Consider the following 22,473-nt stretch of genomic DNA (forward strand, 5'->3'; position numbering starts at 1 on the left):
AAATGCACTCGAGTTACGAAGACGACAGTTCGGTCAGCGACAGTGACACGAAGCCGTGCGGCACAGATCGATGTGACGGCGCCTGTGCGGAGCGTGCGAAGTGGAACCCATGTGATGCCTTCCATCGGTCCTGGCGGTAGCACCCGCTCCCGATCACTCGGGGGGTTGCTGCGACGTCGACGAGCCAGGTCTCTCGGTCGCTCTGGATGGTGAGCAAAGACTAGACGCGAATTGCCGAGTCGTCAAATGTTGTATTTCCCTGCACTGCAAGGGAAATGAAAGGTCGATCAGGTTGAAATCGCACTGATTTCAACGGTGCCTAAAGCCTTGACCGCCGTGTTGAATGGAGTGTTCGAATGAAGACCGGGACCGCCGTCCGGACCGACTTCGCACCTGCCGTACCGTCTGCGGAGTGAGTGGACTCGACGCTTTCTTCATCTTGTTGGCCGGCATCGGCGCGGGCGCGATCAACGCCGTCGTCGGCAGTGGAACACTGATCACGTTCCCCACCCTGGTCGCCTTCGGCATGCCACCGGTCACCGCGACCATGTCCAACGCGGTCGGACTGGTCGCCGGCGGAGTGTCGGGCACATGGGGCTATCGGCGTGAGTTGTCCGGGCAGTGGGAACGCCTGCGCTGGCAGATTCCGGCGTCGCTCGCCGGTGCCTTCCTCGGCTCGTGGTTGCTCATGCATCTACCCGAGAAACTGTTCGAGACCATCGTGCCGGTGCTGTTGATCCTGGCTCTCGCACTCGTCCTCCTCCAACCACGCATCCAGGCTTGGGCCAAGAAGCGTTCCACCGAGGAAACGACGCTGTCCACCACAAGGCTGATGCTCCTGACCGTGGGCACCTTTGCGGTCGGGATCTACGGCGGCTACTTCACTGCCGCGCAGGGCATCCTCCTCATCGGTGTGATGGGTGCCATCCTCCCGGAAACCCTCCAGCGCATGAACGGCGCGAAGAACCTGCTCTCACTGCTCGTCAACATCGTTGCAGCGGGAATGTACATCACCCTGGCTTTCGACCAGATCAATTGGGCAGCAGCCGGTTTGATCGCCGTCGGCTCACTCGCGGGTGGCGTTCTGGGTGCCCGCTACGGACGGCGCCTGTCCCCCACCGCACTTCGCTATACGATTGTCGTCGTCGGTTTGATCGGGCTGTGGCGACTTCTCGCTTGACCGCCCACATCGGGCGGCTCCCGCACATACTGGAGACATGACCAGTACAGAAGATCAGACCGGTTGGACCTACCTCATGGACATGGACGGGGTTCTCGTCCACGAGGAGCACTTGATACCCGGAGCGGACACGTTCCTGGCAGAGCTGGCGTCGAACGACATCCCGTACATGGTGCTCACCAACAACTCCATCCGCACCCCGCGTGACCTGCGAGCACGTCTGCTCAATTCGGGTCTCGACATCCCGGAGAAGTCGATCTGGACGTCAGCGCTCGCCACCGCGACGTTCCTGGCGAACCAACGGCCGGGTGGAAGCGCCTACGTGGTCGGCGAATCGGGCCTGACCACTGCCCTGCACGATATCGGTTACGTCCTGACGGACAGTGACCCCGACTACGTCGTCCTCGGTGAGACGCGCACGTACTCGTTCGAGGCGATCACCACCGCGATTCGCCTGGTCGAGCGTGGTTCGCGGTTCATCGCCACCAACCCCGACGCGACCGGACCGTCGCGCGACGGCTCGCTGCCGGCCACCGGCTCCGTCGCCGCCCTCATCACCAAGGCAACCGGGCGCGATCCCTACTACGTCGGCAAGCCCAACGCTTTGATGATGCGGTCGGCCCTGCGGTCCATCGGCGCTCATTCGGCCAACACGTTGATGATCGGTGACCGCATGGATACCGACATCGTCTGCGGCCTCGAAGCCGGACTGCAGACGATTCTGGTGATGACCGGGATCTCGACCCGCGCGTCGGTGGAGCTCTTCCCGTACCGACCCACAGTCGTTCTCGAGTCGGTCGCCGATCTTGTAGGAATGACAACCGATCCATTCCGTAGCACCGCAAACAATTGATTCAATTGCAAAACAAAACCGCGAGTCGGTAATTAACTGGTAAAAAACACCAGATTTGCCAGGATCCGACTCGTCCACTTTGTCCAGATGGACAAACAAGCGGTTTCTTTCGTAGGAAGATTGCGTACTGATAGTTATTCGCAGGTCAGAGGCGAATACACCCCCGGCGATAGGTGGATCACAGTCCAAAAAGAAATTTGAGAAAAAGTAGTAACGAATCGTTTGCCGTGGCTGATACTCATGTCTGAACGACCCATTTCGGGTCCCAGACATGAAATGAGATTTTCATGAAGAAGCAGACCAAGGGCGCGATCGCTGCTGCGGCGGCCGGCGCCCTCCTCCTCGGCGGTGCGGGCTCGCTCGCTGTGTGGAGCGACTCGGCCGACGTCAGTGGCGGCGGACCCGTCACTTCCGGTGCACTCGACCTGAGCGCCTGCGCACCGGTCGGCGGCGGTTGGAACTCCCTCAATCCGACGAAGACCGCGATCACCAACATCTCGGCTTACCGCATCGTCACCACCGAGAGCATCGAATACACCTGCGACGTCACAGTGACCGCGGTGGGCGATCGTCTCGCGGCTGTTCTGACCGCTGATACGGCCGGCATCGTTCCAGGTGCCAACAGTGCCGAACTTGCCGCCGCTGTACAGCCGGTTACGACCATCAAGGACGCTGGTGGCAACCCGATTTCCCAGATCACCAAGGTGCAGAACGGCACGATCGTGCACGTCGGAGTCCGTCTGAACTTCACCGAGGTGGCCAACCAGGTCGCGCAGAACCAGTCGCTGAACTTGTCTGCGATGAAGCTGGTCGTCACTCAGACAGCACTGACACCGGCTCCGTAATTTCATGAGGAAAAAGGTCTGGGGAGCGATCGCAGTCGCGGTGGCTGCTGTAGCGGTGTTCGCATCGTCACAGCAGTCGCTCGCGCTGTGGTCCGATTCGGCGAGCGCGAGTGGTGGGACCGCAACCGCTGCCAGCGTCAACCTCACCGTTGGTACTTCGGCCGGAACCAGTGCGGCGTACACCCTGGCAAATTTGACGACGGCCACGACGCCCGTTGTCCCGGGAGACACGGTGCAAGCTCCGCTCACCGTCAAGAATTCGGGGGCTGATCCTCTGCGGTGGCGAATGCAGTCGACGACCACGCCACTTCCGGGATTCACGTTGACCACGTACGGAGTCGACAACGAAGGCGCCTGCCCGACCGGCGTCAACACCGCGGCTCCGGCAGTGACCCCACTGACGTCCGGATCGATGAATGCATCGCTACAGTACCCGGTTTCCCCCGCGTACATGCCGACTCCGCTCGCAGCCGGTGGCACCTACGTCCTGTGTCTGCGGGTCGCGGTGGACTCTGGTGCGGTCTCCGGTCAGACGAACAAGGCCACCTTCACGTTCCAGGCAGGGGCGGCATGACGAAACACTCGACCAAACGCGGTGAACGTACCGGCCCTCTGTGGTGGGTCACCTCTATCGTCAGTTGGACACTGCTGCTGGCAATTTCGGCAGTCATCGTCGCAACCATTGTCGTCCCCTTCTTCGCGGGAGCGCAGCGCTTCACGATTCTGACCGGTTCGATGCGCCCGACGTACAACCCTGGATCACTGGTCGTCGTCAAACCTGTCGATCCGTCCGAACTGGGGATCGGTACACCTATTACGTACCAGCTGGAATCGGGTCAGCCGACCGTCGTCACGCACCGGATCATCGCCACAAGTGAAAACCAAAAGGGTGAACGAACTTTCATCACCCAGGGCGACGCGAACGGTGAACGCGACGAGAAAGAAGTACGGCCAGTACAGATCCGGGGAAAGGTCTGGTACAGCCTTCCGTATCTCGGCTACGTCAACACCTGGCTCACCGGAGAGCAGCGCACCGTGATCGTGGTGATCGTCGTGACGGCACTACTGCTGTACGCGGCCTACATGATGATCAGCGGCATCCGTGACGGCCGGAAGGAGCGAGCTCGTGCCCGATTGGCTCCTGACCCTGCAGCTTCCAACCTCATCGACTCCGCCCAGATCGAGAAAGGCCAGCACGATGCCCTCGCGCCCTGACCGTCCGGCTCACCGGATTCGTCACCTGTTGACCAGCACGCGCTTTCGCGCGCTGCTCGCGCTGGGGATGGTGCTTGGTGTCGGCGGAGTGACCACGCTCGCGGCCTGGACGTCTTCCGCGACTGCGACTTCGGGAAACATCACGACCGGGTCGATCAACCTGCAGTTGAACAGCACTGCCCAGCCCACCTTGACCAAGTCCCTGAATTTCAGCGAGCTTGGCAAGTCCGGAATGATTCCCGGTGATTCGAATACCGCTCTGATCAAGGTCAACAATCTGGGCACGGGGGCAACTGTCCCACTGAAGTACACGATTACGTCGACGAGTAGTGGTGCGTTGACGACCTCTCTACGTATGACGGTTTCCTCCAGCGGAACTGTTGCCAACAAGTGCACTGACGGCACCAACGTGGTCTCCTCGCTCGCGCTGACACTCACCGCGAATCAAGCCATCGGTGCCGTCGACCGCCCACTGCCGGTCGGGGCGACGGAGAATCTATGTGTCTCGGTGCAGCTTCCGACAACACCGACACCACCGACGAACAGCACGTCGAACATCGTCCTGACCTTCACGGCAAAGGTGTGATGGCAATGTCCCGACACACGAAAGCACGTGCAAAGGTCTCGATGCCGAACCGGATATGGGAAGTGCTACTCACTCTGGGAGCCCTCGCAGGCTTGGCGTCCATCGTCATCTTCATCGCCGGTCTGGTGTTCGGCATCACTCCGCTGATATTTCAGAGTGGATCGATGTCACCCACGATCGATACCGGCGCTCTCGCATTCGCGCGCACAGTACCCGCTTCGGAAGTTCAGGTAGGTGACATCCTCAGCGTCTACGACAGCCAAGGCACGCGCATCACCCATCGCGTGGAATCGATAGATCAGCAGGGCAACAACCTTGCCGTCGCGCAACTGCGTGGTGATGCAAATCCGATCGCCGACCCCGATCCCTACGTCATCACCGAAGCCGATCGCGTCTTCTTCAGCATCAACCGCCTCGGCTACGTGGCAGTCTGGCTGTCCGGACCGAGTGGGCTTGTGCTTGGTGCGATTGCCGTCGGAGGACTGCTGTACATCGCATTTCGCCCACGGAAAGGACCGGATGAAGGGGAACCCAGGCTGGATCGTCACGACGCGCACGGCGATTCCCACGCCTTCAAGGCAATCGTCGCGTTGGCAACGGTCGGTCTCAGCGTGACGGGCATTGCGAACATAGGCGGAACACAGGCCGCCTTCACGGGCACGGCGACAGCGGGAAGCATTTCGTTCACCACTGCTGCAAGCTTTCCGAAACCTCCCGCGTCAATGACCTGCTCGGACAAGGGAACTTCCGTCCTGCTCGCTTGGCCTGGCGTTGCCACGGATACATTTCGAATCATCGTCCGAAACGCAACCAACACCACCCAACCTCCGCTGATCAGAGACGTGACCGGCCTCTCGACGACCCTGACGTTGTCCGATCTGCCGAGCGGCGGGATTCTCCTGTCGAACACGAACTACGACGTCGAATTACACGGACTCGTTGGAACTTACGTGACACCGGAATACACCGGGTACCGCATCAGCAGTTCGACACTGCTCATCATCCTCAATGACATGGCGTGTGTATCCGGACCCACGAGCGGAACCACGGCAGCCTCAGCACCGGCCGCTCGTTCGGCGCTGGTTGCACAAGCTCCGAGTGCGACGACCACCACTTCCACCGCAGCAGTCAGTTCGACCACACCTTCACCCACGACTACTCCGAGCGCATCAACAACCTTGCAGGCCACGACAACCACCAGCACAACTACACCTTCGACAACCACCTCGTCACCGACTACAACTACGGCGCCCCCGACGACGACAACGACAACGACAACGGTGCCACCGATCACGACCACCCCGAGCGAGGTTCCCATCGGTGCCCCGGCAACCACGACCGGCCTCAGCGCCCAGAAGCTCTCGACTGCCAGTGGAAACGTTGTGTCCGTGTCGAATTCATCAGGCACCGAGGTGTATCGGGGTGCCGTGGACAATGACGCTGTACTGCATTGGCTCACCGGTACCGATCAGTTGTACGTGATCACCACGTCCGGAGTCACCGTCATCGACACATCAACGGGAGTCTGGGCCGAATCTCCTGCCCCGAGCGAACTTCCGGACGAAATCAAGGCGCTGGTGCCGTGATGAAGAAGACGACGAAAGCCGCCATGGCAGTCGCCGCGGCCGGAGCTGTATTGCTCGGCGGCTCGGGCACATTGGCGAAATGGACGGACAGTACGACCCTGACGAGCGCCGCTGTCCAGTCCGGGACCCTGGATCTGGGAGCATGCGTGACCACGAGCGGCGGGGGCTGGTATTCGCAGGTCTACGTCAACGCGCCCACCAATCCGAATCCACTCGTATATATCCCGGACATCACTACCTACCGACTCAAGCCCGGATTCAACTACACGTATTTCTGCGATTCGAAGGTCTTGGCCACCGGTCCCCGGTTGAGAGCCAATGTGACGGTCGACAAGACCAAGTTGAGTGGCGGGCTCGCAGCCGCCAACATCGACCTTCGCACGTACGTCACGGATCAGAACAACAATCTTCTGTACGACAGCACGGCACCGACGCCGAATCTCATAGCGGTCACGTCGGCCTTGAACAACACCAATCTGACGGCGCAGGTGCTGTTCACGATTTACCCGAGCGATACCACCAGCTCGGGACTCACGATGAATACGACGGCGTTGACGATCGACGTCAAACAACTGGGTCTCACGCCTGCACCGTAGAACGCCTTGCCGACGAAAGTTCGAGGCAAGGCGCTCTACGGGTTCAGCCGAGAGCTCGCTTCAGATCAGCCAACAGATCGGCCGTGTCCTCGAGCCCGACGGACAGCCGCACAACGCCGTCCGTAATACCCACCGCTGCACGGCCTTCCGGACCCATGGCCCGGTGCGTTGTCGTGGCGGGGTGAGTGATCAACGACTTGGAATCTCCCAAGTTGTTGGAGATGTCGATGACCCGCAGCGCGTTGAGAACCTCGAACGCCCGCTTCTTGCCCTCACCGTCAGCCGCATTGAGCTCGAACGTGACTACAGTTCCGCCGCCGCTCATTTGAGTCTTCGCGAGCTCGTGCTGCGGGTGTGAAGTCAGGTACGGGTACTTGACCCACTTGACGCCGGAGTGTCCTTCGAGGAATTCGGCGATCTCGAGTGCCGAAGCCACGGAATGCCGAATGCGGACCGGCATGGTCTCGAGACCCTTGAGCAGCGTCCAGGCGTTGAACGGGCTGAGCGCAGGACCGGTGTGCCGCATCAGTTCTCGAACGGGACCGCTGATGTATTCCTCGGTCCCGAGGATCGCGCCACCGAGCACGCGGCCCTGACCGTCGATGTGCTTGGTGCCGGAGTACACAACGACGTCGGCTCCCAGATCGAGGCTGCGCTGCAGGAGCGGCGTCGCGAAGACGTTGTCCAGCACTACCTTTGCACCGGCTGCATGAGCAAGCTCCGACACCCGTCGAACGTCGACGAGAGATTGCATCGGGTTGGACGGAGTCTCGAAGAACACGGCAGTGGTCGGCACGGACAGAGCCTCTTCCCACTGCGCGTTGTCCTCACCGTCGACGAAAACAACCTCGACGCCCCAGCGCGGAAGGATCTCGTTGCACACCACGAAGCAGGATCCGAAGAGGCTGCGCGCGGCAACCAATCGGTCGCCGTTGGCCAACAGTGCGCCCAACGCCGTGAAGACTGCCGACATTCCGCTGGCCGTCGCAAAGCACGCTTCTGCACCTTCGATGAGACGCAGACGCTCTTCGAACATCTTGACGGTCGGGTTGCCGTAGCGGGAGTAGACAAAATGATCCACCTCGCCGGTGAAGGCTTGTTCGGCGGCTTCTGCACTCTCGTAGACGAATCCGGAGTTGAGGAACAGAGCTTCGGAAGTCTCCTCGAACCCGGTGCGCATCAGTCCGCCGCGAACACCGAGGGTGCCGAGACCGACGTCGTCCGGCAGCGCTCGTTGAAATGCGCCGCCCTGGGGAATTCCGCTCACTGCTGCCTCCACGGCAAGCCGATGGCCCGCCAACCTACAAGTCCGCGATGCCCGTCGGCGCCCAATGCGCCTTCGAACCCGTCGAGCACGTTGTACGACGGGCCGATACCCGCCGCAGTCGCAGCTTCCGCCGCACCGATGGAACGCTGTCCGGATCGACACAGGAAGATCACCGGACGCTCCGACCCGGAGGAATCGGCGGTGATGCCGGCTTCCTTCAACTGGTCGACGAAGTTGTCATTGCGCGCGCCGGTCGGGTGGCTCACCCATTCGATCAGTGCGGCCTGCTTGCCGAGGGAGGAAACATCGGGGACACCGACGTACTTCCACTCCGCATCGGTCCGCACGTCGACCAGCACGGCGTCGGGGTTTTCGCGGAGCAGCTCCCAGGCTTGCTCCGGCGTCAGATCGCCTGCGTAACTCACGTAGTCCATGTTTTCACAAGACTGCCGCGAGCGCCTGAGCGGGCCGTCAGTTACAGACGACCCAACGGTTGCCGTCACGGGTCAGGGCCCAGGTCGAGACTCGCTCGCCCGCTCCGCCACCGGTGATCGTCACGTCGGCCCGTGCACGATCGCCGTTGACCACGACCCCGTCCACACCCTTCAGTTCGACGGTTCCGTCGACGTCGGCCATCGGACCGTTGCTCGAATTGAAGCTCGCGCAGGTCAGGGTCTTGATCGTCTCCGCGTCATTCCGATTCTCGGCATCGACGTAGTCGGTGACGGAGCGACTCACGCGGTCTGACTCGGTGACGTTCTCCTCGGCCGGCGAGATCCACGACGCGACGAAGATTCCACCCAGGATCAAGGCGACGATGGCGACAGCCAAGAGGAACGGCCCCGCAGACGCCTTCTTGCCATCGATGTTGTCGGATTCGCGAAGCTCGTCACTCATAGCGCCAATACTCCCCCACAACTTGAAGTTGTGGCCCGTCAAGGAGCAGGCCCCTACCCCGAATACCCGAGACAACGGGAGAATGGGAAGAAAGAATAGGTTTACCCACAACCGATCGAGTGAGAGTGTGGATCCGTTCGGCCGCAACCGAGGCGCTGTGCTTAGGTTCGGCTAAATTGGATACTTGTCGATATGTTGTCCGAACTTCGAAGAAGGTAGCTGTCCTCACGATGACTGACTCCAACCGCCCACTCCGGGTCGCGATCGTCGGCGCCGGCCCCGCCGGCATCTACGCCGCCGACGCCCTCATGAAATCCGACACCGCAGTCTCCGGCCGCGGCGTCAGCATCGACCTCTTCGAGCGCATGCCCGCGCCCTTCGGCCTGATTCGTTACGGCGTCGCGCCTGATCATCCGCGCATCAAGGGCATCATCACCGCCCTGCACAAGGTGCTCGACAAGCCTCAGGTACGCCTGCTCGGTAACATCGACTACGGCACCGACATCACCCTCGACGACCTGCAGTCGTTCTACGACGCGGTCATCTTCTCCACCGGCGCCAACGCCGACCGCGCGCTCGGCATCCCGGGTATCGAACTCGACGGCAGCTATGGCGCGGCCGACTTCGTCTCCTGGTACGACGGCCACCCCGACGTGCCGCGTACGTGGCCGCTCGAGGCCGAGAAGGTCGCCGTCCTCGGCGTGGGCAACGTTGCGCTCGACATCGCCCGCGTTCTCGCCAAGACCGGTGACGAACTGCTGCCGACCGAAATCCCCGCGAACGTCTACGAGGGTCTCAAGAACAACAAGGCCGTCGAGGTTCACATTTTCGGACGCCGCGGCCCGGCCCAGGCCAAGTTCACGCCTCTCGAACTGCGCGAACTCGACCACTCGCCGACCATCGAGGTCATCGTCGACCCCGAGGACATCGACTACGACGAGGGTTCCGAGCAGGCTCGCCGCAACTCCAAGCAGGTCGATATGGTTGCGAATACCCTGCAGGACTGGGCAATTCGCGATGTCGGAGCCCGTCCCCACAAGCTGTTCCTGCACTTCTTCGAATCTCCCACGGAGATCCTCGGTGAAGACGGCAAGGTCGTCGGCCTGCGCACCGAGCGCACCCAGCTCGACGGAACAGGCAACGTCAAGGGCACCGGCACGTACAAGGACTGGGATGTCCAGGCCGTGTACCGCGCCGTCGGTTACCTCTCGCAGAACATCACGCAGCTGCCGTTCGACGACCAGGCAGGCACCGTTCCCAACGACGCCGGACGCGTCGTCGCAGACGACAACGCCGAGGGCGCAGCCCGGTTCATGCCGGCCACCTACGTCACCGGCTGGATCAAGCGCGGCCCCGTCGGCCTCATCGGCCACACCAAGGGTGACGCCAACGAAACCGTCGCGAATCTTCTCGAGGATTCCGTCGACTTCGCCGGCGCCGCGAACCCCGACGAGAACGCCGTCATCGAGTTCCTCGAAGGCAAGCAGGTGCCGTACACGACTTGGCAGGGCTGGTACCGCCTCGACGCGCACGAGCGCAGCCTAGGCGAGCCCGAAGGCCGTGAGCGCATCAAGGTCGTCGAGCGTCACGACATGCTGAAGGCGTCGGAGCCCGACCGCGCGAACTGAGTGCGCAGAAGTAACTGAACACAAGCCCTCCACCGGCCCGACGCGACCCAGGTCACATCGGGCCGGTGGTGTGTGCGGGGACCCAAGGCAACAGGGCAAAATAGACCCCGTGTTTGACGCCCATGTGCATATCATCGACCCGCGCTTCCCGCTGGTCGAGAATCACGGGTACCTGCCTGAGCCCTTCACCGTGGCCGATTACCGGGCCCGGATTGCCTCGCTGAAGGGCCTGAGTGTGGACGGCGGCGCGGTGGTGACGGCGTCGTACCAGGGCAATGACCAGGAATACCTGAAAGCCGCATTGTCCGAGCTCGGCGAAGGCTGGGTGGGCGTCACTGCTTTACCGCTCGATGCGACGGACGAAGACATCGTTGCTCTGGACGCGCTGGGAGTGCGCGCCGTCCGGTTCAATCTGCGCCGAGGCGCCACCGACCTGCGTCTGCTCGCCGATCTCGCCAATCGCGCATTCGATCTGGTGGGCTGGCACGCCGAGTTCTACGTCGATGCCACGCTGTTGCTGTCGTTGGAACCCGTCTTCGCCAAATTGCCGGCGGTGAGCATCGACCACTTGGGAATGTCCACCCGCGGGCTGCCGTATCTCCTCAACCTCGTCGACCGCGGAGTACGTGTCAAAGCCACCGGGTTCGGCCGCACCACCATCTCCGACGTCAGCGATGTGCTTCGCCAGATCCACGCGGTCAATCCCGCTGCGCTGATGTTCGGCACCGACCTACCCGGTACCCGGGCACGTCGAGCGTTCGAGGTCCACGACCTGGACGTGATCGCCGATGCCGTCGGCGACGACCTGTCCGCGGTCATGTGCGACAACGCACGCTCCTGGTACCGCTGCGCTCAAGTGAACGCGACGGCTCCCAGCCACAGCCCCGCCGCGATCAGCGCTCCGAACAGTTCCACCAGCATGGACAATCCGACTGCCTTCACCGCGTGAAGCGTCGACGACCAGGCGATGTCGTAGCGACGCAGCCGCGCTAGTTCCGCGAAGTAGGTTCCGACGATGAACCCGAGGAACAACCCCACGACCGGGATCACGAAGAACCCGATGATGCCGACGACGCCGCCGACCACCACCGACAGGTTGGGCACGCCCCCGGACTTCATCCGCTTGCCTGGCCACGTGTACTTCACGATCCCGGTGACCACCAGCGCCAGCGTGGACAGCGCGAACACCGTCCACGCCGTCGCGCCACCGGTCATGATCGCCCACACGAGAATTGCGGCGAAAACGAGAAGTGTCCCGGGGAGAATCGGAACGACGACCCCGATCAGACCGACCAGGATGACCAGCCCGACGAGGACCTCGGCCACAGGACTCATCCGACGGGACGCACCTTCGACGCGGCTTCGCGAGCACGGGCGCGTGCAGTGGGCACATCGGCGGCCGTCGACACGGCAACACCCATGCGACGACGCGTGAAGCTCTCCGGCTTGCCGAATAGCCGCAGGTCCGTCTCGGGAACCGCGAGTGCCTCGGCGACACCGTCGAATCCGATTCCCTTTGCCTCCACGCCGCCGTAGATCACCGCCGACGCTCCCGGGGCCGTGAGAGTCGTGTCGACCGGCAAGCCCAGGATCGCACGGGCATGCAGCTCGAACTCCGAGAGTCGCTGCGTCCGCAGGGTCACCAATCCGGTGTCGTGCGGCCGTGGGCTCACTTCGGAGAAGTAGACGTCGTCGCCCTTCACGAACAGCTCGACGCCGAAGATGCCTCGCCCGCCCAGAGCCGTGGTCACCTTCTCGGCGACGTCCCGCGCCGACGCGAGGGCAGCCGCGGACATCTGCTGCGGCTGCCACGATTCGATGTAGTCGCCGGCCTCCTGCAGGTGCCCGATCGGCTCGCAGAACGACGTTTCGACCTGACCGCTCTCCCCGACGGCGCGAACCGTCAATTGCGTTATCTCGTAATCGAAATCGACAAAACCCTCGACGATCACCCGGCCGTGATTAACACGGCCTCCGGCCATCGCGTAATCCCATGCGGCGTCGAGATCTTCGGCGGATCGAACCGTCGACTGTCCCTTTCCCGACGAGGACATGACTGGCTTGACGACGCACGGGAAACCGATTCGGTCTGTCGCTGCCTGTACTTCGGCAAGCGAGTCCGCGAAGGCATACGGCGAAGTGGGCAGGCCCAACTCCTCGGCCGCGAGCCGACGGATTCCCTCACGGTTCATCGTGAGCTGAGTGGCGCGGGCGGTCGGAATGACCACCGCCCCTCCGCGTTCTTCGACGAGTGCAAGCGCATCCGTCGCGATGGCCTCGATCTCGGGAACCACGAAGTGAGGCTTTTCCAACTCGATGACGGCAAGCAGCGCTTCCGGATCGGTCATGTCGACAGTGTGAGCACGGTGGGCCACCTGATGCCCTGGGGCGTCGGGATAGCGATCCACCGCAATCACTTCGACGCCCAGACGCTGCAGCGCGATGACAACTTCCTTACCCAACTCGCCTGATCCCAACATCATCACGCGAATGGCGTTCTCGGTCAGTGGGGTCCCGAATCGGAGTGGGAGGGTCGGCAGGTGCGAAGGCGTCGAATCAAGCTGCATGGGTGCGACTATATGCCAATCCCGATGCAGGTCAGCGCAGTTATCCGCCGTCGACCACGCCTTCGCGGTCAAACCCTCGCCTGATCGTTCGAGGTACCGCTGGCTTGCGATAGGTGCGGGTGGCCGTGGTCGGCTCGGAATTCTGTTGCGGCACGGCGTCGTTGCCGACGTTGCGCACTTTCACGAGATTGCGTCCGGCACGCTTGGCGTCGTACAGAGCCTCGTCCGCGACGCTCATGAGGGTGGCCAAGGCAGGCGTCGCGTGATCAACCCACGCGACGCCGACACTGACCGTGCTCGTCACATCTGATTCGGCCGAGTACTCGACCTGCGCGCCGCGGACGGCCTCGGCGACGTCGACTGCTCGGGCAAAGCTGCAGTCCGGAAGCAGAATGGCGAACTCCTCGCCGCCGAGCCTTCCGATCAGATCGCCGTCCGACAATCGGTCAGCGGCCCGTTCGGCGAAGTTCGCGAGAACGCTGTCACCGGTCATATGTCCATGCGTGTCATTGATGCTCTTGAAGTGGTCCAGGTCGAGCATCAGCAGGCCGACCGGGGACTGCGCGCGGGCCGCGTCGGCAAGTTCCGATTCCGCATGTCCGAGAAAAGCACCGCGCGAGAGGACTCCGGTCAGATGGTCGAATTCGACAGCAAGGAAAAGCTCACGCTCGGCAGCGCGACGTTCCTCGGTCGCACAGGCAACCGCGATCGGCCCCAACGCGATCAACGTGACCGCAATGGACGTGATGACGTCCTCGTTCCAAGTCGACGCGGCTTGATCTCCGATATCGAGTCGACCGCTACCCGCCATCATGAGTGACCACACCGACCAGACCACGGAAACGAAGGCAGTGCTCGGAACCGAGATGCGAGTGGCGCACCACAGGAGAGCTGGAATCGGCAGGACCAGCGCGATCGGCCCTTCGATGCTGAGGGCGATCGGTACGCAGGCTGCAGTGGCGAGTAGCGGAACGCTCATAGCGGCGACGGTTCTGGCCGTCAGTTTGGTGCGGAACTCGGCAAGGCTCGACGGGATGGTGAGAGTCAGAATGAGAGGAAGGACCAGCAGGTACGCCATGACCTCGGTGGCGCCCCAGTGGACAAACGTGTCGGTGAAGGACAGACCGCGTAAGAGCCGGTCCAAGGCGCCGGCGGTTGCCGCGGTACCAGTCGCCGCGACGAACGAGACGAAGACCATCCACACCAGTGACTGCGAATCGACCAATCGGAACGGTGTTCGCTTCAAGTAGTACAGAACAAGAACACCGACTGTGACACCGGCGAGGTTCGCCCCGTTCAACTGCAGGGCAAGCGATAGCGAATTGCCGGTGATCAGGTCGGCGCAGACGTATCCGACGGCCGCAGCGATCCACGTTCGCCATTCGATCAGGACCGGCCATCTGACCATCATTCCCAGCAAAATGGCGTTGGCGCACCAGAATGTCGCGAGCAAACCTGGTGGGCGGGTGAGGATGCCGATCAACGAAGCCGCAAGCACGACGGCCAGCACTAGGAGAAGGCGCAGAAAGCGACTCGTCCCTACCATGCGTCACCTCGCGGTCGGCTACCTCTGAATTCGGGAGCACCGGACGTCGCGGTGACCGTATGCCGATGTCGTCGAACCATCGTACGCAGGTGCTGCCACTCGCAGTTCTGTGTTTACATGCCAAAAGGGCAACTACGAATATCTCCGCAAACACGGGTGCCCTCCGGCCACGACAGTGGACAGAGGGCACCTGCATGCAATCCGATTGGCAGAGCCGAACGACCCTGCCGGAAGGGATGACTACTCGGCGGATCCGCTGGACAGACCCGAGAGTGAACCGGTGGACGAGCCCTCGCCCTCGCCGGACAGCGATTCGGTGGGAACGGACTTGAGGAAAGCTCCGAGCGCGGTGAGCAGGGGTCCGAGGGTGCTGAGTGATCCGAACATAGGAGGTTCTCCTGTATGTGAGGTGGTGTGGTGTTCCAGCGCCATTCCGGCCGCAGGCGGTGGCCGAGATGGTTCGGGAACTTCTGCCGCACGGATGGCTGAACCGCCCCCGAACAACATCCCGAGCTGTGACGTAGCGCACTACCGTGGCGCTGACTGCATTTATAGACCGGCTACCGACACTTGTCTAGCTACCAAATAGCTACCAAGGTGAACGGCCAGTAACACCTTCAGTCGTAATTGCAGTTCAGAGCACATATCCACTGTTCAATCCTTGCAAAAATGTGATTTAGCTCACACTAGAAAGGCGGAAAGTGTGACTCGCAGACAACTGCGAGCCACACTTTCGGACAAACGGGACTTACTTGTCAGCCGCCGATCCGGTCCCAGGGGTGAGCGAGCCACCACCGAGTGCCGTGAACAGGTCCTTGAGTACCGGAATGAACGTCTTGACGACGCCGCTGAAGTCTTCGAATGAACCCATGTCGGGTCTCCTTATGTCGGGATGCAGTTGAAAAGAAGTTGGGACCGAGAACTACTCGGCAGTGGAACCGGCCGAACCCGAGTCGTCTGCCGACCCCGCGTTCAACTTGGTCACGAATGCGAGAACGCTCTTGAGGAAGGCGTCGAGATTCTGAATTGAGGTCATGCGACTACTCCTGTGTTGTTTCGGAAGATTTCCAGCGGTCGAACGTCAGGAGTTCGAGCTCGCGGTGTCGAGCCCCTGAATGGTCTTGAGCATGTTGACCAGGGGAAGAAGCTGGAGAATGCCCCAGCCCATACCGTTGGCCTTGAGAAGGTTTCCGAGGGATCCCATGTGTGACTCCTTGCATGAATATCTATGACGCGGCGCACGTTTTGTTCGCTCCGCCCCTTTGTAGCCAAGCTAAACAAGTACGTCCAGTTTGTTTTTGCTCAAACAGAAGCGTGACATATTGGATCGATGTGTAAACCTGCAGTTCAGGCACTGTGACCTGAATCCAACCTCGAATTCGAATGTGGCAGACATCACAATCAAATAGGACAAAAGGATGCAATCGTCAGAGTCGGTGCCAACCTCGACCACGATCTGTCATACCGTGTGCTTGTGATCAATCGCGAACGAGCGGCAACCCGGCCAATTCACTGGGAACCGTCGTGTTAGCAAAACTGCTCAAGGCGTACCTCCCGCCGTACCGCTGGTTGCTTGCCGGAGTTCTCGCACTTCAACTCTTCGGGGCTATCGCGTCGTTGGTCCTCCCCACGCTCAACGCTCGGATCATCGACGACGGTGTCGCCCGCGGTGACACCGGATTCATCATGTCCACCGGCGGGATCATGCTTCTGGTCTCGCTTGCATCGATCATCGCGTCGGTCGCATCGACCTATCTGGCTGCAAAATCGTCGATGGGCTTCGGCCACGACGTTCGAGGCGCCTTTTACAAAGCCGTCGGCAGCTTCTCGGATCGCGAATTCAACAGTTTCGGTGCGCCGACGCTGATCACACGGAACACCAACGACGTCCTGCAGATCCAGGCCCTGGTCATGCTGACGTCCTCGATGCTCGTCAGCGCCCCACTGATGTGTATCGGCGGCATCGTCATGGCCCTGCGCGAGAACCTGCAGATGTCCTGGCTCCTGACGATTTCGGTGCCACTACTCGGCATCACCGTCTCGGTCGTTGTGGCCAAGCTGATCCCGCATTTCCGAACTATGCAGACGCGGATCGACAACATCAATCGATCACTGCGCGAACAGCTCACCGGTATGCGTGTCATTCGCGCCTTCGTTCGCGAGCCTGACGAGACGATCCGCTTCGACAAGGCCAACAAGGAACTGACCGACACCTCGCTCCTCATCGGTCGGTACCAGGCAGTGCTGCTGCCCACCGTGATGTTGATCGCCAACCTGTCGAGCGTCGCGGTGCTGTGGTTCGGCGCGCATCTGGTCGACACCGGAGACATGCAGATCGGACAGATCAGCGCCTTCCTCGCCTACGTCATGCAGATCCTGATGTCAGTGGTCATGGCGACCATGTTGGCCGTGGTGATCCCCCGCGCGGCCGTGTGCGCCGACCGCATCACCGAGGTACTCGACACCGAGCCGACCGTGCCCGCGCCGGCCCAGCCCCTCCGCCCGACCAGCCCCTACGGCGTTGTCGAGTTCGGTGGAGCCGGATTCACGTATCCGGGAGCAGAAACGCCGGTCCTGTCGAACGTTTCGATGCGATGCATGCCAGGTACGGTCACCGCGATCGTGGGCAGTACCGGTAGTGGCAAATCGACCCTCGTCTCACTCATCCCCAGACTCTTCGACGTCACGGCCGGCGCCGTCCTCGTCGACGGCTTGGACGTCCGCGGCTGGGATCAGGACGAACTCTTCACCAACTTCGGATACGTGCCGCAGAAGGCCTACCTGTTCGCCGGCACGATCGCGAGCAATATCCGCTACGGAAACCCGACCGCCACCGACGACGACATCTGGGCAGCCCTCACCATCGCCCAGGCAGACGACTTCGTGCGGGAACTGTCCGATGGTCTCGAGTCTCCGATCGCCCAGGGCGGCGGCAATCTCTCGGGCGGACAACGCCAACGTCTCGCCATCGCCAGAGCTGTGGTTCGTAGACCCCGGATCTTCGTCTTCGACGATTCGTTCTCAGCACTCGACATGCACACCGATGCTGCGGTCCGGCGCGAACTCCGCACGGTCTCGACTCATTCGACGGTCATCATCGTCGCGCAGCGCGTCGCGTCCATCATCGATGCCGACCAGATCATGGTGCTGGAGGATGGTGCGCCGGTCGGCCTCGGCGACCATCAGTTCCTTCTGGCCAACTGTCCGACGTACCAAGAGATCGTGGCTTCCCAGATTCCCGCGGAGATGAGCGCATGACCAGCCCGCAGGACCCGACATGGGGCGGCCCCAACAGCCAGTACTTCGACGATGCCCCGACTGTGGTGTTCGCCAAGATCCCGAGCGAACCCGAATCCGCGGACGGGGATGCGAAGTCGAGTAACCCCGAGAACCCCGACAAAGAGCCGAAGCCTGCGCTGACCGCGACGGACACCAAACCTCGCCACTTCAAAGCGACGATGAAGCGGCTTCTCTCGCTTCTTCAGCCACACAAGTTTGCGGTCGTCTGCGTCGTCGCTGCGACGATCGCCAGCATCGCACTCTCCGTCGCAGTGCCGAAGATCCTCGGTCACGCGACAGACCTCATCTTCGCCGGGTTCATCGGTAAGAGCCTGCCCGCCGGACTGACCCGCGAGCAGGCCGCAGACGCCATCCGGGCATCAGGAAATTCGACCTTCGCCGACCTCGTGTCCAATTCGACCGACGTCGTTCCGGGCGTGGGTCTGAACTTCGACGCGATCGGCAAGGTCGTCATGCTCGCGATCGGCGTGTACTTGCTCTCGTCGCTACTTGCCTGGTTGGAAGCATTTCTCCTCAACATCATCGTCCAGAAGACCATCTACAACCTGCGTGCCTCGGTCGAGGCGAAGCTTCACCGTCTGCCCCTTCCGTACTTCGACAAGACGCCGCGCGGCGAGATCCTCAGCCGCGTCACCAACGACATCGACAACATCTCGTCTACGTTGTCGTCGACGTTGACCTCGCTCCTGACGTCGGTGCTCACCGTCCTCGGTGTCCTGACGATGATGTTCGTCATTTCGCCGATGCTCGCCCTGATCGCACTGATCGCGGTGCCGGTATCGGTGCTCCTCGTTGCCAGGGTCGCCAAGCGAGCACAGGTGTTGTACAAGGCTCAGTGGGCCGAGACGGGCAAGATCAACGCACAGATCGAGGAGAACTACAGCGGTCGCGACCTGGTTCGTGTGTACGGGCATCAGGCCGAAGCCGAGCGTGAATTCGCCGAGCAGAACAAGAAGCTCCTCGACGCGTCCTTCGGCGCACAGTTCCTCTCCAGTCTGATCATGCCGGTCATGAACTTCGTCGGAAACATCACCTACGTGCTGCTTGCTGTGGTCGGCGCACTCAAGGTCGCCAGCGGCAACATGTCTCTAGGTGACGTTCAGGCGTTCATCGTCTATTCGCGCCAGTTCAGCCAGCCACTCACGCAGATCGCGTCCATGTCGACGAGCCTGCAGTCCGGGGCCGCGTCGGCCGAGCGGGTCTTCGAGCTTCTCGACGAACCCGAGCAGTCGCCCGACATCGACGTGCCGCTTCTCCCCGAGCCCGCCGGACGCCATCGCAACGTCGGTCACATCGAGTTCGAGAACGTCTCGTTCCGCTACGAGCCGGACAAGCCGTTGATCGAGAACGTGTACCTCACGGCTCGGCCCGGGCAGATGGTCGCCATCGTCGGCCCCACCGGTGCCGGCAAGACCACCTTGGTGAACCTGCTCATGCGCTTCTACGAAGTCGACTCGGGCCGAATCACTCTCGACGACGTCGACATCTCGCAGATGCGCCGCTCCGACCTGCGAAACCACGTCGGCATGGTTCTGCAGGACACCTGGCTCTTCGGCGGAACGATCCGCGACAACATCGCGTACGGCCGGCTCGACGCCAGCGAACACGAGATCCACGAAGCCGCACGCGCTGCCTTCGTCGACCGCTTCATCCACACGCTCCCGGACGGGTACGACACCGTGCTGGACGAGGAGGCGTCGAACATCAGTTCCGGCGAGAAACAGCTCATCACGATTGCCCGCGCATTCCTGTCGGAGCCGTCGCTGCTGATTCTCGACGAGGCGACGAGCTCGGTCGACACACGTACGGAACAGCTTGTGCAGCAAGCAATGTCCGCGTTGCGCGTCGGGCGCACCAGCTTCATCATCGCGCACCGGCTCTCCACCATCCGTAACGCCGATCTGATCGTCGTGATGGAGGCGGGCAAGATCGTCGAACAGGGCACACACGACGAACTCATCGCAGCGGCGGGCGCGTACTTCCGTCTCTACAACGCTCAGTTCGAGGGTGCCGCCGTCTAGTGATCGGCGCCTCCCTCGGCGGACACAGTGCCCCGGAGCACACCTGATCGATCCGACAGGTTACCGTCGGGTCAGAAGTGTTGTCACCGTCTGAATTGGGAGTGCGTGTGTCTGCAGAAGCTGTGGAGAAGAAGGGCCCGCTCGCGGGCATTCGGATCGTGGAATTCGCTGGATTGGGACCGGGCCCGCACGCCGCGACGCTGTTGGCGGACATGGGGGCCGACATCGTCATCGTGCAGCGCGCAGGGCAGATTCCGCAGGACTCGAACGCAACCGACCAGATCAAGCGCGGCCGCCGCATCATCGAGGCCAACCTGAAGGACCCGGCCGACGTCGCCAAGGTTCTCGATCTCCTGAGCCGCGCCGACGTCCTCATCGAGGGCTTCCGCCCCGGCGTCATGGAGCGAATGGGACTCGGCCCCGACGTGGTCTCGGAGCGCAATCCGCGTCTTGTCTACGGCCGCATGACGGGCTGGGGCCAGGAAGGCCCACTCGCCAACGCCGCCGGTCACGACATCAACTACATCTCACTGACCGGTGTCCTCAACGCCATCGGACGCAAGGGTGAACGTCCCGTCCCGCCGCTCAACATGGTCGGCGATTTCGGCGGCGGTTCCATGTTCCTGATCTTCGGCATTCTGTCGGCTCTCGTCGAGCGCTCGACATCCGGAAAGGGCCAGGTCGTCGACGCGGCGATGGTCGACGGAACCCTCGCGCTCTCCCACATGATGTGGGCATTCCGCGGTCGCGGCGTCTGGTCCGACGAGCGTGGCGTCAACCTCCTCGACACCGGCGCTCCGTTCTACGACACCTACGAGACCTCCGACGGCAAGTACATGGCCGTCGGATCCATCGAACCGCAGTTCTACGCACTGCTGCTCGAGGGCCTCGAACTCGATCCCGCGACGCTCCCCCATCAGATGGACACGTCCAAGTGGGACGACATGAAGAAGCTCTTCACCGAAAAGTTCCTGTCCAAGACTCGCGACGAGTGGGCCAAGATCTTCCTCGGCACCGACGCCTGCGTCTCGCCGGTCCTCACGTTCGCCGAGGCTCCGTCCAACGAACACATCGCGGCCCGCGGTTCGCTCATCGAACTCGACGGCGTCACCCAGCATGCTCCGGCGCCGCGCTTCTCGCGTACGCCCACCACGACGCCCGCCGCCCCGGCACGTGAGGCGACTGATATCGACACGGTCTGGACCTAGGGCCTTCGGCCCCGTGCGTGGTCAAGGAGCCTCGGGACTCTCTAACCGCGCACGGGGCGTCAGCCCAATCTGTAGAACCTGAACATCTCGTGCTCGATCGGCAGCACGTCCACTCTCTCGAAACCTGCTGCCTTGGCATAACTTTCGAGTGTCGAGTGCCTCATCACCGTCCCGGTGGCAATGCTCCCCGGATGCGAAAGACTGTCCGGTAAGCAGCAGGTCAGCGAAAATCCGTACAGCAATTGCTCGATCGGACCCGCCTCGGGATCGAAGGCATCTGCCGTTCGTTCGTCCATCACGATCACCGGGGCGCCGGGCTGGGCAATCGCCCGAGCCGTGGACAGAAATCCCACCGGATCCGGAACGTCGTGAAGGCACTCGAAAGCAAACACGGCGTCGTAGGTCCCGGCATCGGCTCGACCCGTCTCCGGGGCTTGGCCGGCCACGTCGACCAACGAGAAATGAACGCGGTCGTCCACCCCGCGATCGTGGGCGTTTCGGCGGGCAGCATTCACCGAGGCTGCGTCGACGTCGAAGCCGTGCACCTCGATATTCGGGTACCCGAGGGCGAGCGCGATCGACGACCAACCCTCCCCCATTCCGAGATCAGCGACCTGCCCGCCGCCGAGAAGAATGGCGTGCAGATCGGTGACTACCGGCAGAAACTGCTGACAAAGCTGCTGGAGATACATCGGCCGGTTCAGCAGCGCCTGGCCCTCGCGAGCGTCCGGACCCATCGATTCCCACGTGACTCCCCCGCCGTGACGATAAGCGTCCAGCAGGCGGGGCATCGACGACGTCGTCGCGACGAACAGCCTCGCCAACGGGGCCAGGAAAAGCAGGTTCTCGTCGTCGACCAGCACATCGGCGTGGGCCTGCGGCAAGCTGTACCGCCGATCGGCATCCGAATTGACGTCCACATAACCAGCCACGGCCTGCTGCTCGAGCCACTCCCGCGCATACCTCTCGACGGTCCCCGTCCGGTCCGCGAGTTCCGTGGACGTGAGCGGGCCGTGATCGCTCAGCGCGCGGTACCAGCCCAACCGGTCGCCCAGATACACAGCCTGCAGCTCCGACGCCCCGAGCGTGGCCGCGAACAATCGTTCTGCGAGCGCTTCCGCCGCACTGGTTCCCGCTGCGCCTGTACCGTCTACCGCCGTCATGCCCGACCTCCTGGT

General features: G+C 62.2%; 23 protein-coding genes and 1 riboswitch. Of the genes, 13 read left to right on the top strand and 10 right to left on the bottom strand.

The genetic code is table 11. From position 1 onward, the window contains the following. Positions 1-118: 118 nt before the first annotated feature. A riboswitch (SAM riboswitch) is annotated at positions 119-213 on the bottom strand. A 199-nt stretch (positions 214-412) separates the two neighbouring features. From I7X09_RS24975 to I7X09_RS25010, 8 genes are all read left to right on the top strand, one after another. Continuing rightward, positions 413-1,180, top strand: a complete 768-nt coding sequence (locus I7X09_RS24975) for a sulfite exporter TauE/SafE family protein (protein ID WP_200314184.1) — start codon at positions 413-415, stop codon at positions 1,178-1,180. 37 nt (positions 1,181-1,217) lie between these two features. Beyond that, a complete protein-coding gene (locus I7X09_RS24980) occupies positions 1,218-2,033 on the top strand; it encodes an HAD-IIA family hydrolase (RefSeq protein ID WP_029254768.1) in 816 nt (271 codons plus the stop codon). 287 nt (positions 2,034-2,320) lie between these two features. Further along, positions 2,321-2,878 (top strand): alternate-type signal peptide domain-containing protein, encoded by a 558-nt coding sequence (locus tag I7X09_RS24985; protein ID WP_166810618.1) that lies wholly within the window; start codon positions 2,321-2,323, stop codon positions 2,876-2,878. Between the two features lie 4 nt (positions 2,879-2,882). After that, on the top strand, positions 2,883-3,452 hold the full coding sequence (locus tag I7X09_RS24990) for a hypothetical protein (protein ID WP_200314186.1): 570 nt from the start codon (positions 2,883-2,885) through the stop codon (positions 3,450-3,452). Continuing rightward, entirely contained in the window at positions 3,449-4,093 is a 645-nt protein-coding gene (locus tag I7X09_RS24995) for a signal peptidase I (RefSeq protein ID WP_200314188.1), read from the top strand. Before I7X09_RS24990 ends, I7X09_RS24995 begins: the two co-directional genes overlap by 4 nt. Then, positions 4,077-4,679: a SipW-dependent-type signal peptide-containing protein gene (locus tag I7X09_RS25000; protein ID WP_200314190.1), complete on the top strand. Its 603-nt coding sequence runs from the start codon at positions 4,077-4,079 to the stop codon at positions 4,677-4,679. The genes I7X09_RS24995 and I7X09_RS25000 overlap by 17 nt, the downstream gene beginning before the upstream one ends. A 5-nt stretch (positions 4,680-4,684) precedes the next feature. Continuing rightward, on the top strand, positions 4,685-6,265 hold the full coding sequence (locus tag I7X09_RS25005) for a signal peptidase I (protein ID WP_200314192.1): 1,581 nt from the start codon (positions 4,685-4,687) through the stop codon (positions 6,263-6,265). After that, entirely contained in the window at positions 6,265-6,861 is a 597-nt protein-coding gene (locus I7X09_RS25010) for an alternate-type signal peptide domain-containing protein (protein WP_200314194.1), read from the top strand. Before I7X09_RS25005 ends, I7X09_RS25010 begins: the two co-directional genes overlap by 1 nt. A 43-nt stretch (positions 6,862-6,904) precedes the next feature. Here the strand turns inward: I7X09_RS25010 and I7X09_RS25015 are convergent, their stop codons facing one another. From I7X09_RS25015 to I7X09_RS25025, 3 genes are read right to left on the bottom strand one after another with little or no spacing between them, the layout of a single operon-like run. Next, on the bottom strand, positions 6,905-8,128 hold the full coding sequence (locus I7X09_RS25015) for an O-succinylhomoserine sulfhydrylase (RefSeq protein WP_193754195.1): 1,224 nt from the start codon (positions 8,126-8,128) through the stop codon (positions 6,905-6,907). Beyond that, entirely contained in the window at positions 8,125-8,553 is a 429-nt protein-coding gene (locus tag I7X09_RS25020; protein WP_007726822.1) for a rhodanese-like domain-containing protein, read from the bottom strand. The genes I7X09_RS25015 and I7X09_RS25020 overlap by 4 nt, the downstream gene beginning before the upstream one ends. A 46-nt stretch (positions 8,554-8,599) precedes the next feature. Continuing rightward, positions 8,600-9,025 (bottom strand): Rv0361 family membrane protein, encoded by a 426-nt coding sequence (locus I7X09_RS25025; protein ID WP_095972415.1) that lies wholly within the window; start codon positions 9,023-9,025, stop codon positions 8,600-8,602. 230 nt (positions 9,026-9,255) lie between these two features. Here I7X09_RS25025 and I7X09_RS25030 point away from each other — a divergent pair, with 230 nt between their 5' ends. Next, positions 9,256-10,653 (top strand): FAD-dependent oxidoreductase, encoded by a 1,398-nt coding sequence (locus I7X09_RS25030; RefSeq protein ID WP_200314196.1) that lies wholly within the window; start codon positions 9,256-9,258, stop codon positions 10,651-10,653. Between the two features lie 109 nt (positions 10,654-10,762). Beyond that, positions 10,763-11,602 carry an amidohydrolase family protein gene (locus I7X09_RS25035; RefSeq protein ID WP_234036705.1) on the top strand — a complete coding sequence of 280 codons (840 nt, stop codon included), beginning with the start codon at positions 10,763-10,765 and terminating at the stop codon, positions 11,600-11,602. Here I7X09_RS25035 and I7X09_RS25040 read toward each other — a convergent pair. The 6 genes from I7X09_RS25040 to I7X09_RS29635 all read right to left on the bottom strand — a co-directional run bounded on the left by I7X09_RS25040 (position 11,506) and on the right by I7X09_RS29635 (position 15,970). Further along, positions 11,506-11,988 carry a DUF456 domain-containing protein gene (locus I7X09_RS25040; protein WP_050655057.1) on the bottom strand — a complete coding sequence of 161 codons (483 nt, stop codon included), beginning with the start codon at positions 11,986-11,988 and terminating at the stop codon, positions 11,506-11,508. The two genes, I7X09_RS25035 and I7X09_RS25040, sit on opposite strands and share 97 nt — an antisense overlap. Then, a complete protein-coding gene (gene purT / locus I7X09_RS25045; RefSeq protein WP_095972417.1) occupies positions 11,985-13,220 on the bottom strand; it encodes a formate-dependent phosphoribosylglycinamide formyltransferase in 1,236 nt (411 codons plus the stop codon). The genes I7X09_RS25040 and purT overlap by 4 nt, the downstream gene beginning before the upstream one ends. 40 nt (positions 13,221-13,260) lie before the next feature. Then, positions 13,261-14,766, bottom strand: a complete 1,506-nt coding sequence (locus I7X09_RS25050) for a GGDEF domain-containing protein (protein ID WP_234036706.1) — start codon at positions 14,764-14,766, stop codon at positions 13,261-13,263. 240 nt (positions 14,767-15,006) lie between these two features. Beyond that, complete coding sequence (locus I7X09_RS25055; protein ID WP_003944356.1) at positions 15,007-15,153, bottom strand: hypothetical protein; 147 nt, start codon at positions 15,151-15,153, stop codon at positions 15,007-15,009. A gap of 361 nt (positions 15,154-15,514) precedes the next feature. After that, a complete protein-coding gene (locus tag I7X09_RS29630; RefSeq protein ID WP_019749478.1) occupies positions 15,515-15,637 on the bottom strand; it encodes a hypothetical protein in 123 nt (40 codons plus the stop codon). Positions 15,638-15,847: 210 nt separating this feature from the next. Further along, positions 15,848-15,970, bottom strand: a complete 123-nt coding sequence (locus tag I7X09_RS29635) for a hypothetical protein (protein ID WP_260395586.1) — start codon at positions 15,968-15,970, stop codon at positions 15,848-15,850. A gap of 320 nt (positions 15,971-16,290) precedes the next feature. Here I7X09_RS29635 and I7X09_RS25060 point away from each other — a divergent pair, with 320 nt between their 5' ends. The 3 genes from I7X09_RS25060 (at position 16,291) to I7X09_RS25070 (ending at position 21,295) form a co-directional block, all read left to right on the top strand. Then, entirely contained in the window at positions 16,291-18,024 is a 1,734-nt protein-coding gene (locus I7X09_RS25060; protein ID WP_124567843.1) for an ABC transporter ATP-binding protein, read from the top strand. Continuing rightward, complete coding sequence (locus tag I7X09_RS25065) at positions 18,021-20,087, top strand: ABC transporter ATP-binding protein (RefSeq protein ID WP_200314198.1); 2,067 nt, start codon at positions 18,021-18,023, stop codon at positions 20,085-20,087. The genes I7X09_RS25060 and I7X09_RS25065 overlap by 4 nt, the downstream gene beginning before the upstream one ends. Positions 20,088-20,194: 107 nt before the next feature. Then, positions 20,195-21,295: a CaiB/BaiF CoA transferase family protein gene (locus I7X09_RS25070; protein WP_200314200.1), complete on the top strand. Its 1,101-nt coding sequence runs from the start codon at positions 20,195-20,197 to the stop codon at positions 21,293-21,295. A 59-nt stretch (positions 21,296-21,354) separates the two neighbouring features. Here I7X09_RS25070 and I7X09_RS25075 read toward each other — a convergent pair whose 3' ends face one another. Continuing rightward, on the bottom strand, positions 21,355-22,458 hold the full coding sequence (locus I7X09_RS25075; protein WP_095972422.1) for a class I SAM-dependent methyltransferase: 1,104 nt from the start codon (positions 22,456-22,458) through the stop codon (positions 21,355-21,357). Positions 22,459-22,473: the final 15 nt, after the last annotated feature.

Source organism: Rhodococcus sp. P-2, assembly GCF_016598535.1.
GTDB classification, from domain to species: Bacteria; Actinomycetota; Actinomycetes; order Mycobacteriales; family Mycobacteriaceae; genus Rhodococcus_F; species Rhodococcus_F baikonurensis.